The 13,615-nt window shown below is 67.8% G+C and carries 16 protein-coding genes; 10 read left to right on the top strand and 6 right to left on the bottom strand.

All coding sequences use genetic code 11. The features are described from left to right. Positions 1-112 precede the first annotated feature (112 nt). Genes BK819_RS15760 through BK819_RS15770 form a run of 3 tightly spaced genes read right to left on the bottom strand, consistent with a single transcriptional unit; the run spans position 113 to position 1,937 of the window. Entirely contained in the window at positions 113-931 is an 819-nt protein-coding gene (locus BK819_RS15760; RefSeq protein ID WP_071330016.1) for an abortive infection family protein, read from the bottom strand. Between the two features lie 29 nt (positions 932-960). Further along, complete coding sequence (locus tag BK819_RS15765; protein WP_218138572.1) at positions 961-1,440, bottom strand: hypothetical protein; 480 nt, start codon at positions 1,438-1,440, stop codon at positions 961-963. Further along, complete coding sequence (locus BK819_RS15770; RefSeq protein WP_071329975.1) at positions 1,437-1,937, bottom strand: hypothetical protein; 501 nt, start codon at positions 1,935-1,937, stop codon at positions 1,437-1,439. Before BK819_RS15770 ends, BK819_RS15765 begins: the two co-directional genes overlap by 4 nt. Positions 1,938-2,039: 102 nt before the next feature. Here BK819_RS15770 and BK819_RS15775 point away from each other — a divergent pair, with 102 nt between their 5' ends. The 5 genes from BK819_RS15775 to BK819_RS16645 all read left to right on the top strand — a co-directional run bounded on the left by BK819_RS15775 (position 2,040) and on the right by BK819_RS16645 (position 5,461). Continuing rightward, positions 2,040-2,471: a DUF3846 domain-containing protein gene (locus tag BK819_RS15775; RefSeq protein ID WP_177173856.1), complete on the top strand. Its 432-nt coding sequence runs from the start codon at positions 2,040-2,042 to the stop codon at positions 2,469-2,471. Further along, positions 2,468-2,899: a hypothetical protein gene (locus BK819_RS15780; protein WP_143049335.1), complete on the top strand. Its 432-nt coding sequence runs from the start codon at positions 2,468-2,470 to the stop codon at positions 2,897-2,899. The genes BK819_RS15775 and BK819_RS15780 overlap by 4 nt, the downstream gene beginning before the upstream one ends. A gap of 209 nt (positions 2,900-3,108) precedes the next feature. Continuing rightward, a complete protein-coding gene (locus tag BK819_RS15785; RefSeq protein ID WP_071329978.1) occupies positions 3,109-3,777 on the top strand; it encodes an HNH endonuclease family protein in 669 nt (222 codons plus the stop codon). Positions 3,778-3,798: 21 nt separating this feature from the next. Then, complete coding sequence (locus BK819_RS15790; RefSeq protein ID WP_071329979.1) at positions 3,799-4,212, top strand: hypothetical protein; 414 nt, start codon at positions 3,799-3,801, stop codon at positions 4,210-4,212. A gap of 13 nt (positions 4,213-4,225) precedes the next feature. Next, a complete protein-coding gene (locus BK819_RS16645; RefSeq protein WP_071329980.1) occupies positions 4,226-5,461 on the top strand; it encodes a hypothetical protein in 1,236 nt (411 codons plus the stop codon). A 157-nt stretch (positions 5,462-5,618) separates the two neighbouring features. On the opposite strand, the gene BK819_RS15800 is transcribed toward BK819_RS16645, so the two are convergent. Further along, on the bottom strand, positions 5,619-6,530 hold the full coding sequence (locus BK819_RS15800; RefSeq protein WP_071329981.1) for a hypothetical protein: 912 nt from the start codon (positions 6,528-6,530) through the stop codon (positions 5,619-5,621). A 101-nt stretch (positions 6,531-6,631) separates the two neighbouring features. Here BK819_RS15800 and BK819_RS15805 point away from each other — a divergent pair, with 101 nt between their 5' ends. After that, a complete protein-coding gene (locus BK819_RS15805; protein WP_071329982.1) occupies positions 6,632-7,189 on the top strand; it encodes a hypothetical protein in 558 nt (185 codons plus the stop codon). Positions 7,190-7,299: 110 nt separating this feature from the next. On the opposite strand, the gene BK819_RS15810 is transcribed toward BK819_RS15805, so the two are convergent. After that, complete coding sequence (locus BK819_RS15810) at positions 7,300-8,526, bottom strand: IS256 family transposase (protein WP_071329983.1); 1,227 nt, start codon at positions 8,524-8,526, stop codon at positions 7,300-7,302. A gap of 19 nt (positions 8,527-8,545) precedes the next feature. Here BK819_RS15810 and BK819_RS16650 point away from each other — a divergent pair, with 19 nt between their 5' ends. From BK819_RS16650 to BK819_RS15825, 4 genes are all read left to right on the top strand, one after another. Continuing rightward, entirely contained in the window at positions 8,546-8,827 is a 282-nt protein-coding gene (locus tag BK819_RS16650) for a hypothetical protein (RefSeq protein ID WP_143049336.1), read from the top strand. Between the two features lie 7 nt (positions 8,828-8,834). Beyond that, positions 8,835-9,065: a hypothetical protein gene (locus tag BK819_RS15815; protein ID WP_071329984.1), complete on the top strand. Its 231-nt coding sequence runs from the start codon at positions 8,835-8,837 to the stop codon at positions 9,063-9,065. Between the two features lie 448 nt (positions 9,066-9,513). Next, positions 9,514-11,154: an ABC-F family ATP-binding cassette domain-containing protein gene (locus BK819_RS15820; RefSeq protein ID WP_071329985.1), complete on the top strand. Its 1,641-nt coding sequence runs from the start codon at positions 9,514-9,516 to the stop codon at positions 11,152-11,154. After that, on the top strand, positions 11,151-12,416 hold the full coding sequence (locus BK819_RS15825; RefSeq protein WP_071329986.1) for an MFS transporter: 1,266 nt from the start codon (positions 11,151-11,153) through the stop codon (positions 12,414-12,416). The genes BK819_RS15820 and BK819_RS15825 overlap by 4 nt, the downstream gene beginning before the upstream one ends. Positions 12,417-12,517: 101 nt before the next feature. Here the strand turns inward: BK819_RS15825 and BK819_RS15830 are convergent, their stop codons facing one another. After that, complete coding sequence (locus BK819_RS15830; protein ID WP_143049337.1) at positions 12,518-13,600, bottom strand: hypothetical protein; 1,083 nt, start codon at positions 13,598-13,600, stop codon at positions 12,518-12,520. Positions 13,601-13,615 lie beyond the last annotated feature (15 nt).

Here is a 13,615-nt window from a genome sequence, read left to right on the forward strand (position 1 = left end):
CACCGGATGTCCGAAGAGCCCTCAGTCCACCCGCTCACCGCTCAGCCGCCCCACGCCGATCGCAGCTGCCCCGCTCGGACTGCTCGCGACCAGCGGCCCGTACCGACGCTGACTAGGCACCGGACGGTCGCGATCGCCACGGCGCAGCCGGATCAGACAGCGTCTCTAGCGCGATCTCGCACCAGGTGCGGGCACCGTTGAACGCCAGCCGCGCGTGACGAGCGCCCAGCCGAGTACTCCTCGGACGCCCGTGCCCTCCGCCCTCGGCGTTTCGGAGCTCGTCAATTCCCTGCGCGATCGAGGCAAGGCCCCCCAGGATGCGGCGAATGGATGGCGCGCCGTCGACCGATCCGTCGACCCCGCCGGCACCGAGCCCCAGCGACTGTTGAGCACGAGGGACAAGTGCCGAGAAGTCTTCGCGATCGGTGTAGTCGACGCCGAGCTCCTGCAGGACCGTCTTGGCGGTCGCCTCAATCAACTCCTTCGACGCCGACACCACCCCGGCGGGGTCTCCGTCAATCAGCAATGCGATCCTGTTGAACGCCTCTTCGATCCCCTCGGCACTGCGCAGCGCCGACAGACCCGACAACGGCACAGCCGCCGGCGCGGCCGGGACGATCCGGTGGTCATCGCCGTAACGGTAGCCATCGCGCTGCAGCGCCACTTTCAGCCGCTCCTGCGTTGCCGCGTCCGCGTGATCGGATAGGACGACCTCGTAGACCCTCAGCACGCGGCGGACGTGATCAGCGTCGGACCACCGCACGCCGGCCTCATACGCACGCCAGAGCGAAACCCGCTGGCCTCCGACCTCGTCATAGAACCCGTGGGTGAATCCCTCGCCTTCCCACAGCCGGTCGATGTCGCGGAGCACGATCGACGACGCGAGATCTCGAAACGCTCCGCGCAGTCGTCCGCTGATGGCATCCGGCATAGCCGCAGAGTACCGGGGGGCAGCGCCGCTCAGCGGCGTCTGTTCGCGAACGGCCACCCTCCAAACTGCTCGGCGAACGCGGCCCGGTAGGCGATCTCGACATCCTCCGCGACCTGCCCGGGCGTCTCCGCCCACGCCACCAGCAGGTCGCCGTAATCGGCCAGCTGCCAGATCGATCGGCCGCCCTTGTGGCTGGAACCGCGGCGGGCGTACTGCCGCAGTCTCGTGCGCAGTCCGCCGCTCTTCGCGTCGGCCTTGCCGATGTACACGACCGGCGTGCCTGTGATCCAGCGCCCCTGCAGGTCGTCGACGGCGTACACCGACCCGGCGCGAGCGACGGAGACCTCGAGGATCGCCGGCGGCGTCGACGCAGCGCGCAGCACGACATAGATCCCAGGCCGCGGAGGGATGTCAGCGGTCGGGATCTCGGCGAAGGTCACGAACCCGGCGAAGCCGGCAGCTTCCAGCCCCTCGCGCGTCCAAGCGGCCGGCAGCGCGAGCGAGCTCACGCGAGATCCTGATCGGCCGCCGGCGCCGGCGTGGCCGCCGGCACTCCAAACAGAGCAGCCGTGCGGCGCTCGAGCAGGTGGTGCTCGACGTCGCCGGCGTGCAGCGGCGCCTGGCCGACGCCTCGCGCCGGCCGCTGCTGCATGTACCAGTACAGCTGCCGGTTGCCTTTCGCGTTGTGCTGCTGCGCGAGCTCACGCGCCTCGTCTCGAGTGAACAGCCACACCTGATCGGTGGACAGCAGCGCCAGCGCGAGGATCTCCGCGCGCAGATCATCCGGGAAGTAGAACCCGACCGACAGCGCCCCCTTACCGCCCGAGGGAGAGGGGGCCGTCTGGGTCTTGACCTGAACGGTGACAGCCTCGGCGCGCAGCGGGGAGTAGACCACCAGGTCGATGCCCGAGTCCGTCGTCATCCTCGCCGAGTCGATGCCGAGCTTGAGGAGCCGGTACTGCACGAGCAGCTCGCCCGCTGCGCCGATGTGCTGGGTCGTGATCACCGCGGCATCGTCTCACGCCGTCGATCGCCTACCGCCGCGAGCAGACCCTTGCCGATGTCGGCCCCGGCTGTTAGTGTTATGTATGTCAGATACACAACATCCATGGAGGATGCGATGACCATCACGGCCTGGATCGCCACCCACAGCGACGGCACGACCTGCACGGTCGCCACCACCACGGCGGACTGCCCGCACAACCACGCCTACACGGCGCCCACCGAAGCGCCGGGCGTCAAGGGGCTGCTGATCACGACGGCCGGCGAGCTCGCGATCGCGGCGTTCGCCGAGCTCGAGGACTACCAGCGCGCAGTGGGCGGCTACATCGAGACGGTCAGCCTCGACGACCGTCACGACCTCATCGCCAACGAGGAGGGGCTGATCCAGCGCCTCCCGGTGAACCTCATCGCCAGCGCGATCGCGAAGCGCCCGCTCGTCGGCGACGTCGTGATCGTCGGGTTCGATGACGCCTCGGGCGACCTCGTCGACATCGACGACACGGTCGTCGACAGCATCCGCCGCACGCTCAGCGCGTGATGCCCCAGCCGGCCTCGCCGACGTCCACCCCCGGCCACGTCGGGGTGATCTATCAGGCCACCAACGCCGTCAGCCTCGGCCGCTCCACCGCCCGCACGATCAACTACGTTCCCTCCGCCGGGCTCGTCCTCCCCGAACGCACCCTCTCGAAGATCCGTACCGGCGAGCAGGGCTGCGAAGCCGCAGAGCGCCACCTGGTGACCCTCGGCGCGCGAGCCCGCCGAGCACACGAGGACGCCCGCAGCTGGCTGCGCACAGCGCTCGAGGAGATCGGGACGCAGAAGATCCGCCACCCCGGCAACCACCGCTACGCCTGGGCGCTGGGCACCGCTCGCCAGCGGCGCCAGCAGCTGATCGCGATCGAGCAGACGCCCTACCCCAAAGCCGCGCGAGATCTCCTCCTGCAGAGCCTTCCGATCGGGGCTTGACGCCGCCCGCGCACCTGGCTAGTGTTGTGCATGTCAGATACACAACATAGGTCGTCGGGGAGATCTCGTCGACGCGGCGAGCACTCCCCCGAGTGACACGCGACCGCGAGCCGGCCGGCACTGGCCCCGGCTCGTGGCCGCTCCACCTCGCCGTCCGCGAACGGCCGGCAGACCGGCCTATATGCAGTGAGACCCCGGGAGGTCACCGAATGAAGCTCACCCGCACCGCAGGCGCAGCAGCCAGCGTCATCGCCGTCGCAGCAGCCGCCGCGCTGCTGCTGCCCACCCTCGGCGCCGACGCCGGCGCATCCCCCGTCCCGATCCCCTCCGCCACGTCGACGAGCTCGCAGCCGTCGCCGGATGCCACCGCAGCGACGGACTACTCCCGTGACCACTTCGGCCCCCGCTGGGCCGACGTCGACCGCAACGGCTGCGACACCCGCAACGACATCCTCGGCCGCGATCTCGTCGACGTCGTCTACAAGCCGGGCACCCACAACTGCGTCGTGCTCAGCGGCATCCTGCACGACCCGCTCACCGGCGAGACGGTCACCTTCACCCGAATCAGCGAGGGCTACCAGCCGGTGCAGATCGACCACATCATTCCCCTCGCTGTCGCCTGGTCATCGGGGGCCGACTCATGGACCGCCGAGCGGCGCAAGCAGTTCGCCAACGACCCCGCCAACTTGCAGGCCACCACGGCCAACCAGAGCAAAGGCGACAGCACCCCAAGCCAGTGGATGCCCGCCAGCGACGACGCCGCCTGCACCTACGCCACCCGTTACCTCGAGGTCGCTGCTGACTACGCCCTCGAGATCTCTGCAGCCGACCGCAGCGCCCTGGATCTCGCACTCACCCGCTGCCCGAGCTCCCGATAACCCGCCCCAAGAGAGACCGTCATGAGCTTCATCCTCCGCCGCATCCGCATCACCGACGAGACCGGCACCAACTACACCGACCTCTTCGCCGACCTCGACCTGGACAGCTTCGAGCTGCTCCCCGGCGGCGCCGGCCCCCGGGGCGTCGACGCCATGGTCCCCAACGCACCGCACTCACGACGCGCCAACGCAGACGGGCCGCTCGGCGCGGTCATCGTCCGATGGATTCAGTCGCGCACCGACACCCCGGCAGACCGCTACGCCTGGCAGTACCTCGACGCCGCAGACATCCACACCATCGCCTTTCTCGACGACACCAGCGACGAGCTCGAGTTCATCAACATCTTCGGCCACGTCGAGAACGGCCGCCGCGGCTACCGGCTCCGCGCCATCGCCGACGCCCTCGGCCTGCTCATCGAGCACGACCTGCACTGAGAGGACACCACCGATGTCGACCCTCGATCTCCTCACCGACACCTTCCCCCACGGAACCCCGGACGGCTACCGCCTCGGCTGCCGCACCATCGCATGCCCCGCTGCCCTCCCCTGCCGGGACGTACACACTCGCTACTGCGGGGACTTCGCCTTCGCCAAGCTCATCGACGCCGGCGTGCCCCTGCCCGAGATCCTCGAGCGGGACGCAGCCGCGAAAGAAGGCATCCGCCAGCGCGACAAGATCGCCGCCCGCGAGGAGCGACGCGCAGCTGCGCACCCGAAGGTCGCACGGCCACGATCGCGTGCGGCAGTCAAGGCCTCACCGCAGGCCGCCACGCCTACGGGCCAGCGCCGCACTCCGCCAGCGCCGCCGCAGCGCCCCCACCCCGGGTACAAGTGGCTCGCTCAGGCCACCGAGGCGATCGCCCAGCTGCCGACGGACCTGCAGCCCCGGCGCCGCGACGATCTCGCCCAGTACCGCAGCGAGCTCGATCGGCACGTCGCCGAGCTCGAGCAGTGGCGGCAGCGACGCGCGATCGCTCGCGAGCAGCTGACCGCAGCCGCGGCGGCACTCAAGACCGCCACCATCGCATCCCGCGCCGGCCTGTCCGTCAATGGCGCGATCGAGAACGCATTGAACACCGCGACCGATCAGCACCGGGCGGCCACCGAGGCCCTGGCGAGCATCGACCAGGAGCGCCCGGCAGCGCCCACCAAGCCGCGCGCTCCGCGTCCCCGTCGTGCCCCGCGCCAGCTACAGCCTCACGGAACCAATGCCTGCCGTGCACGCGGCTGCGATCGCCCGGAGTGCATCGAGGCCGGCCGCGAGTATCACCGACTCTGGATGCGTCGACGTCGAGCCGAAGGCATCCCGCTCGAGCACCACGGCACCGCCTACGGATACCAGCTGGGGTGCAAGGATCGCGAGACATGCCCGGCAGAGATCTCCTGCGCAGACGCCTCCCTGGCCGAGGAGCGACGCCGACGCCGTGAAGCCGGCATCACCGAGCAGGCACCTCGCGTCCCCGCTGAGCCCGTCCGTGAGCACGTCCGCCAGCTGATGGCCTGCGGCATGACCGTCCTGGGCATCGCGGAGAAAGCGAACGTGTCCAAGACCGGTGTGAAGATCCTCCTCTACGGCCGCTCCGGCGCACGCAAGGGCGAGCTCCCGCGGGAGATCGAAGAGGCCAAGGCGCAACGCATCCTCGCACTGCAACCCGCCGACACCGCCCTGGCGATCTCCGCCTGATCCCCTCGGCACCCACCCGGTAATATCGAGGCCTGGGCACCCGTCCGTAGAGCATCCTCTGTTCGCAGTGGTGCCGCCCTCCCAGTTGTGTATCTGACAATCCGCATCTGAGTTGGCTCCGGACGGGTGCCCTTTCTCTTTGCCTGCGCGCAGGTGACTAGCTCGCGAACCAGCGGGTCGGAGCATCGGCCGCCCACCGCTTGAGCGAGTCGTCCGGGAACCCGGAGTATCCGAGGATCATCTGCGCCGACTTGTAGGCGGTGAGGCACCCCAGCTTCACCTGGAAGTTGACGACTCGGGGGATCGCCGGAAAGGTCGTCGACGTGACGCCGTCCACGACGGCAACAGAGGACTGGAACGCGAGCGAGATCACCGATGGGTGCGAGTTGTCGGAGAAGATGTCGTACAGCGCTGCACCGTTGCTCAGGTGCTCGAGGAAGAGGCTCACCGACTGCCCCAGCGGCAGCATCTTCTCGTCGCCGATCCTCCACTGGTCGATCTTCTCTGGCTTGTCGAGCGGCGTGTCGACGTCGTCGAACAACAACCTGATGCGCGCGAGGAGCTCGTCGCGCTTCTCCTTGAACTGCTTCGCTCGAGGCCTGTTCCACTTGCCCGCCGTGAACCGCTGCCGCTGAATCGCGGCCAGGTGCTCGAGCATGCCGCGCGCGACGCGCAGACGACCGACATCATCACCGGGGAAGGGCTCGAGTAACCAGGCGACCCGGCCGGCGTGCTCGATCTCGGACCGGACGAGTGGCCACAAACCGAGCGGGATCATCGGTTCGCCGCGCAGCAGTGTCACCACCGACTGCAGCTGCAGCACGATCGCGTTGACCATCTGACCGGCCATCTGGCCGTGTGCGTACTCGAGGTTGTCCGGGAGATTCTGCGAGAACGCCGCGCGGATGGATTGGGCGTCGAGGTCTGACGCGGAGGCTGCAGCCGCGCCCTGCCGTGACCGGGATGAATCCTCGTGCCACGCAGCGACGAGCGCCTCGCAGACATCAGCGAGCTCCGCCGGGCTCAAGTCGCCCTCGTCGCCTGCCGTGGCCCGATCGAACGTGGTCATACGCCTCATTGTCTCGAACCCCGAGCGCTCTTGACGGCTGACGCACGCCGCGTTACTGTTGTGCATGTCAGATACACAACTCAGAGTTGGAGGTAGTTGCCATGCGCGCGCTCCCCGTCCCCCAGGACGTCGTCGACCTGTTGGTCACCGCGATCCTGATCAGCAGCACCGACATCACCCAGTCGCCCGCACGGGTGCCCATCGTCACCCCCGGCCGCTCCCCTGCCGCCGTCCTCGCTGACACCGATCGCCTCGGGCAGCAGCTGTGGGACGAGAACTACGCCAGCATCAGCTACGCGAACCGGTGCACATTGCCGGCGCCCCGCTACGAGTGGCGACCTGTCGCGGAGCTCATGGGCGACCGAATCGACATCGAGCAGATCCTGCAGATCGAGCGCAGCCGGCTGTACATGGAGGAGGTCTCGTGCCACCACCCCGGGTGGGACGACTCCGAGGCGAACCGGCAGCTGAGCCGCCTCGAGCAGAGCATCGCGGCTCGGCTGTACTTCCACCCCCGCGAGGTATCACCGCAGGAGCCCGGCGTGGTGGAGTACGTCGGCCTGAGCCGAGCCGTCGACGAGTGGACGCGCGAGATCGGGTTCCGGGCGACACTGACCGTGTCGGCGGCCGCGAAGACCCTGGACGCGGGTGAACGATGACCCTGGCGACCCCGCGTAAGCACACGGAGATCCCCGAAGAGATCCTCACCCGGGGTGGCGTCCCTTTGAGTGGTGGAGTTTCTCAGCACCGGCGAGGTCAGCTGCTCTGATTATGCCGCGATGAGTTCGGGGACGGTGTCCTCCTTGTCGATGTGGTTGAGCAGGGTCATGGAGGTGTCGCTGAAGTAGCGGCGGTCGGCGCTGTCCCATTCGTCGTGCTGCTCGATGAGGACGTGCCCGGCCAGGCGCAGCAGCGCGGCGGGGTTCGGGAACGTGCCGACGACGTCGGTGCGACGCTTGATCTCCTTGTTCAGCCGCTCCAACGGGTTCGTGGACCAGATCTGCTGCCAGTGCGCAGACGGGAACGCGGTGAACGCGAGCAGATCGTCGCGGGCGTCTTCGAGCATCTCCGCGACGACCGGGTGGGACTTCTCGAGCATGCGGACGACCTCGCCGAACTGAGCCTTGACGAGGCTGGCCTTGCCGCGCGGGACGAACACAGTGCGGATGATCGAGGCGACCATGGGGGCGGCGACCTTGGGGACCTTCGCCAGGACGTTGCGCATGAAATGAACCCGGCAACGCTGCCAAGACGCGCCCTGGAACGCGACCTGGATCGCGGAGACCAACCCGGAGTGCGCGTCGGAGATCACCAGCCGAACCCCGCCGAGGCCGCGCGCCTTCAACGACCGGAAGAACGCCGTCCAGAACGGCTCGGACTCCGTGTCGCCGACGTCGAAGCCGAGGACCTGCCGGGTGCCGTCAGCGGCGACGCCGATCGCGACGACGATCGCCTGGGAGACGACCTGCCGCCCGATTCGGGCCTTGCAGTAGGTCGCGTCGACGAACACATACGGGTAGGCCTGCTCCCCGAGCGGGCGCTCCCGGAATGCGGCGACGTCCTCGTCGAGGTCCTGGCAGATGCGGGACACCTCCGACTTGGAGATCCCGGTGTCCGCGCCGAGGGCCTTGACGAGGTCATCGACCTTACGGGTGGACACGCCGTGGACGTAGGCCTCCATCACGACCGCGAACAGGGCCTGATCGACCCGGCGACGCCGCTCCAGCAGCGACGGGAAGAACGACCCCGACCTCAGCTTCGGGATCCGCAGATCCAGATCCCCGGCCGTGGTGGTCAGCGTCCGAGGACGCGACCCGTTGCGGACCGCGACACGTCCCTCGGCGCGCTCATACGGAGCAGCGCCGATGAACGCGGTCGCTTCCGCGTCGATCAGTTCCTGGTAGAGCTTCTGCGTCGCGAGCCGGATCCGGTCGCTGACATCGGTGGACTGCAGTTCCCCGAGAAGCTCGAGGAGGGCAGACTGGTCTAGAGCCATCGTGCGTTTGTGTCTTCCTGTGAGTGACTTTGATCGGTACTCACTGACCATCGCACGATGGCTCACCAGCGTCTACGACACCGCGAGCCCTGCCGAAAACCCCACCACACCCGGGGACGCCACCCTCACCCGGCTGCGCCGGATGATCGTCGGTCTACTCACAATCTGCCTCGCAGCCGGCGCCGGGTGGCTCGGCATCCTCCTCGCCCCGCACGTCGGCAAGATCCTGCTGACCGCTGCGGCGATCGCGCTGCTCTGGGTGCTCGCGATCTGTGTGATCGACTTCTTCCGCAGCAGCTGAGGCCACCATGCCGGCCTACAAGGTCACCTGGACGCAGCAGGCGATCGCCACCGCAATCGTCGACGTCGAACTCGACGAGCTCGCACGATGGGCGATCTCTGCCGGCGTCGTGCGCGCCGGACCCGAACCTCGACCCGCGGAAGTGGAGGCGCTGCGGCGATCGCTCGAGCGCAACACCCATCTGCGCGACGCGGTGCTGCGCGTCTATGCCACCCGCCAGCAGCCTGGACGCGAATGAGGGGCGCCCCGTTCGGGACGCCCCTCATTCGCTCGATCGCTCACACCAGACGTGCGACCGGCGGAGAGTCAATATTGAGGGTTGCGCTATTCGCAAGCACGCGTCGATCCGCTCATGCCTTTGAGCGACAGCTAGCAGATCGTCGTCCGCCGAGTGTGGTGGGCTTGTACCTCTCCTCTGTTGCGGAGATCTCCGGGCAGGCGCGTCCCGCTGACGAGAGCCACAAACTCCAGGCGGAGTCTCTTCGGTGGTTGCTCTGATCACGTCGTTCGATACACTCGGAATGTGCATTTGTACTTCCTGTGACGGCTGAGTAAGGCCTACCGCGCTCGTTGAGTCATCCGAGCCTGCGGCGGCCGCTCGTTCTCGACCCTGCACGGGTCGCCGTCACCTTGCGCACCCTCGCACGCTTCATAGCCGTGCGGTGCGTCGTTTCCGAAGGATACGAATGCTCTCCCTCAACACCCCTCTACCAGCGCGCCATCGCGCGCAGCTCATCGCCTCCGACGTCTCCGTAACGCGCGGAGCCACCCCCGTCCTCAGCCACGTCGACCTCACGGTCACGGCCACCTCGCGAGTAGCGATCGTGGGCGAGAACGGCCGGGGGAAGTCGACGCTCCTGCACGTCCTCAGCGGCGCTCTCACCCCGGACAGCGGAGTAGTGCAGCGACTCGGGACGGTCGGCATAGCCGAACAAGAGATGCCGACCGGCGGCAACCGCACAGTGGGCCAGGCGGTCGCGGAAGCGATCGCGCAGCCGCTCGCCGCCGTTGCGGCCCTCGATTCGGCCGCGGTGTCACTCGCCGCAGGCGTCCCCGGCGCCGAAGAACGATACGCCGCCGCATTGGAACACGCCGAAGTCCTCGATGCGTGGGATGCCGAACGGCGGGTGCAGATCGCGTTGGAAGCACTCGACGCCGAAACGGAGCCATCCCGGCGCCTGGACGACCTCTCCGTCGGGCAGCGCTATCGAGTCCGTCTGGCGTGCTTGCTCGGCGCCGACGACGATTTCCTGCTCCTCGACGAACCCACAAATCACCTCGATCGAAGCGGCCTCGAGTTTCTGACCACGCAACTGCGGTCGCGAAACGGCGGCGTGGTCGTCGTCACCCATGATCGCGCGCTGCTCTCCGACGTCGCGGAGACGATCGTGGACCTCGACCCGACCCCGGATGACCGGGTGCGCGTGTACGGCAACGGTTATGCCGGCTACCGCGAGGGCCGGCGCGCCGAGCGCGAACGGTGGGAGCACGAACTCGAGCGACAGCAGACCGAGCTCGCGCGGCTGCAGGACAGTCTCAGCTCGGCGCAGAACCGACTCGTCTCGGGGTGGCGACCAGAGAAGGGAACCAACAAGCACGGACGGGCCACGCGCGCGGGCGGGCTCGTGCAGAGCGTGCATCGCCGGCAGGAGCAACTCGAAGCGCACGCGGTGACTGTTCCCGAGCCGCCGCAAGTGTTTCGCTTCCCGGAGCTTGCGACCCGAACCGGAGCGGTGCTGTTGAGCGTGGAGGACGTGACCGTGACCGGCAGGCTTACGCGCCCGGCGGCGTTCTCTCTGTCACACCGCGGGCGTCTCGTAGTGACCGGACCCAACGGGGCCGGCAAGTCCACACTGCTGAGCGTCGCAGCGGGAGACCTCCGCCCGGACACCGGCACCGTTCGTCGCCCGCAGAACGTGCGGCTCGCTTTTCTGCGCCAAGAGTCGGAGCTGCCGCTGGATCGTCGCGCGAGCGAGTTCTACGCAGCCCACGTCGACGCGCTCGTTCCATCGCGTGAGGCAGTCGGTCTCTCGCAGCTCGGGCTCCTGCGCGCCCGCGAATCGAGCAAGCGGATAGGTGAGCTGTCGATGGGCCAGCAACGGCGCCTCGAGCTGGCCCTGGTGCTCGCCACCAAGCCGCACGTGCTCTTGCTCGACGAACCGACCAACCACCTATCGATCGCGCTCGTCGACGAACTGACCGACGCGCTCAACGCCACCCAAGCGGCTGTTGTCGTATCCACCCACGACCGGCAGCTTCTCCGCGACGTCGAAGGCTGGCCGGCACTGCAACTGGAAGCTACGACCGAAAGCGAGGCGCTCGTATGACCCGCGAGACTCCCGACCGGCTGCGGGCGCTGCGCCCTCTCGCTACCCGCGACTACCGGCTGCTGTTCGCGGCCGTCGGTATCGAAGTCTTCGGCACCGGCATGTGGACCATCGTCATGGTGTTTCAGGTGCTCGCACTCGACGACAGCCCCCTTGCCCTGTCAGCCGTCGCTACCGGGCTCAGCCTCGGCCTCTTCGCTTTCTCGGTCCTCGGCGGGGTGGTAGCCGATCGCTTCTCGAAGCGGCGGATCATCATCACCGTGCAGGGACTCACCGCGGCGGTCATGGCCGCCGTCGCGGTGCTGTCCCTCACGGGCGCGATCGAGTTGTGGCATGTCGGGCTCGCCTCGTTCGCCATGGGCGCGGGTAGTGCGTTCTTCTACCCGGCCTACAGCGCCTACCTCCCCCAAGTACTACCGCCCGAACAACTGCTCGCCGCAAACGGGCTCGAAGGGGCTCTCCGGCCCTCGATGGGGCAGGGCCTCGGACCCGCCCTCGGAGGGATCATCGTCGGGGCGTTCTTCCCCGCCATCGGAGCGGTCATCGTCGCCGCGTCCTACGCAGTCGCGTTCGTCATCACACTGTTCCTCAGCCGCCGGGAGGAAACCACCGAACCGGAACAGTCGCAGCAACGCACGAGCGTGTGGGGCGACCTCAAAGCCGGGGTCCGCTACGTCGCCCGCACCCGCTGGCTGCTATGGACCCTGATCTTCGGATCATCCCTCGCGCTCATCATCCAGGGCCCAATCGAGGTACTTCTCCCCTTCCTCACCCGCGACCGATTCGACGACGCCGAAGCAACGTTCGGACTACTACTCGCCGCCTACGGAATCGGAGGCGCCATCGGATCGCTCATCGTGTCGTCACTCAAACTGCCCCGGCGATACCTGACACTGATGATCGGCCTCTGGGGCGGCGGTACCCTCCCGCTCGTGCTCATCGGCCTCGCCAACAACCTAATAGTGATGCTCGCCACACTGTTCGCGGTCGGAGCTGCCACAGGAGCCGGCGTGGTGATCTGGGGCACACTGCTTCAACGCCTCGTGCCACCCGAAATGATCGGCCGTGTCGCCAGTCTCGACTTCTTCGTCTCCATCGCGTTCATGCCCGTCTCGATCGCCATCGCCGGGCCCCTATCGCTGATCGTGCCGATACCAGCCATCTTCATCGTGGCCGGCGTCGCGCCGACGCTGCTCGCCATCGTCGCGCTTCTAGCCGGACGCATGCGGGACGTCGAGACGAGACACCCCCTGGACACTTGACCCAGCGCCGCACTGCGTCCCTGATTGTTAGCGTCCTGGAAGGAATTGACTCGGCTTGGAGTTCTCGGGCCGCGGCTGCCTGAACCCACTCCGATGTGCCCTCAGCGGGGGAGGAAATCTGCTCTCGCGGCGACGAACTCGGAATTGTCGCGTTGCGAGAACTGCGACCATCGGCTCGCTGTCTGCGGCGTGATTCCCATCTGAACGGCCACGATAGCGGCGGGGAGGTCGCTAGCGAGGGCGAGCATGGCGTAGTTCCGGGCGATCCGCGGGCTGACCCCGGCCCGCGCTATCCACCGTCCGAGGGTCGTGGGATGGATCGGCTCGTGGTGTCGTCGGGGAGATGGGAATAGATACGATCCCTCACCGGCTCGCCGAGTCGCCCCCGGATTCTGCTCAGCTTCTTTCACGAGCTGCGCGAAGAGTTGAGCGACCGAGTTCGGGATCTCGATGGGTTCTGTCGATAGCGCGAGATACGTTCGTCCTCCGGCTGTACTGGTGTCGACAGTGGTGAGCCGGTGGATGCGGTCGGTTCGAGCTCCGTAAAGGAGCACGAGCAGCGCGGCAACCCTGGTCGCGAGGCTCACCGTGTCGTCCGACCCGGCGATAAACGTGCGGACCAGAGCGTGATGCTCGTCCTCCCCGCTGACCTCGCTCGGCCTGGCCTGCTGTCCGCGCTCGACGCGGAGTCCCGGATACTGGCCGGTGGACCTGAGCCACGAGATGAACGGTGCGATGTCGCCGGTGCGGGCTGCGTTGCCGCCGACCCACCGGTCTAGGACCTCCTGTGTCAGCGCGGAGAAGCCCGCCCCTTCTTGCTCGACGTGCTGCAGGAGTCGCGCGGCCGCGCGGATCCGTTCACGCGCGGAATCTGCGACACCGACCGTGGTACGGCGGCGTCCTGCCCGCCGCCGCACAGTCCGCAGCACCTTCCATTGTGCATAGGGAGTGATCTCGGCGGCATGGTGTGAAGGAAGCTGGATCAGGTACTCGTCGACCCATGTTTCGAGCCGCTCAGTCTGCTCATCTCGTACCGGGAGAACGCCGACGTCGACCAGGAGCGCACGGAGATGATGTCGCGCCTGCCCAGGCGGACACGCGTCAACGCGCGCATGCGTGATCGACTCTTCCGACCCGATCGCTCGGAGCAGAGCTCTCGGGGTGGGCTTGAGCAGCCATCTCATGGTCGAGTCCACGCG

The organism is Microbacterium sp. LCT-H2, from assembly GCF_001866135.1.
In the GTDB taxonomy this organism is placed as follows: Bacteria; Actinomycetota; Actinomycetes; order Actinomycetales; family Microbacteriaceae; genus Microbacterium.

Excerpts from the sequence above, each read along its gene's own strand:
- BK819_RS15760 (WP_071330016.1), bottom strand. The coding sequence starts at position 931 with ATGCCGGATGCCATCAGCGGACGACTGCGCGGAGCGTTTCGAGATCTC.
- BK819_RS15775 (WP_177173856.1), top strand. The coding sequence starts at position 2,040 with ATGGAGGATGCGATGACCATCACGGCCTGGATCGCCACCCACAGCGAC.
- BK819_RS15785 (WP_071329978.1), top strand. The coding sequence starts at position 3,109 with ATGAAGCTCACCCGCACCGCAGGCGCAGCAGCCAGCGTCATCGCCGTC.
- BK819_RS15790 (WP_071329979.1), top strand. The coding sequence starts at position 3,799 with ATGAGCTTCATCCTCCGCCGCATCCGCATCACCGACGAGACCGGCACC.
- BK819_RS16645 (WP_071329980.1), top strand. The coding sequence starts at position 4,226 with ATGTCGACCCTCGATCTCCTCACCGACACCTTCCCCCACGGAACCCCG.
- BK819_RS15800 (WP_071329981.1), bottom strand. The coding sequence starts at position 6,530 with ATGACCACGTTCGATCGGGCCACGGCAGGCGACGAGGGCGACTTGAGC.
- BK819_RS15805 (WP_071329982.1), top strand. The coding sequence starts at position 6,632 with ATGCGCGCGCTCCCCGTCCCCCAGGACGTCGTCGACCTGTTGGTCACC.
- BK819_RS15810 (WP_071329983.1), bottom strand. The coding sequence starts at position 8,526 with ATGGCTCTAGACCAGTCTGCCCTCCTCGAGCTTCTCGGGGAACTGCAG.
- BK819_RS15815 (WP_071329984.1), top strand. The coding sequence starts at position 8,835 with ATGCCGGCCTACAAGGTCACCTGGACGCAGCAGGCGATCGCCACCGCA.
- BK819_RS15820 (WP_071329985.1), top strand. The coding sequence starts at position 9,514 with ATGCTCTCCCTCAACACCCCTCTACCAGCGCGCCATCGCGCGCAGCTC.
- BK819_RS15825 (WP_071329986.1), top strand. The coding sequence starts at position 11,151 with ATGACCCGCGAGACTCCCGACCGGCTGCGGGCGCTGCGCCCTCTCGCT.
- BK819_RS15830 (WP_143049337.1), bottom strand. The coding sequence starts at position 13,600 with ATGAGATGGCTGCTCAAGCCCACCCCGAGAGCTCTGCTCCGAGCGATC.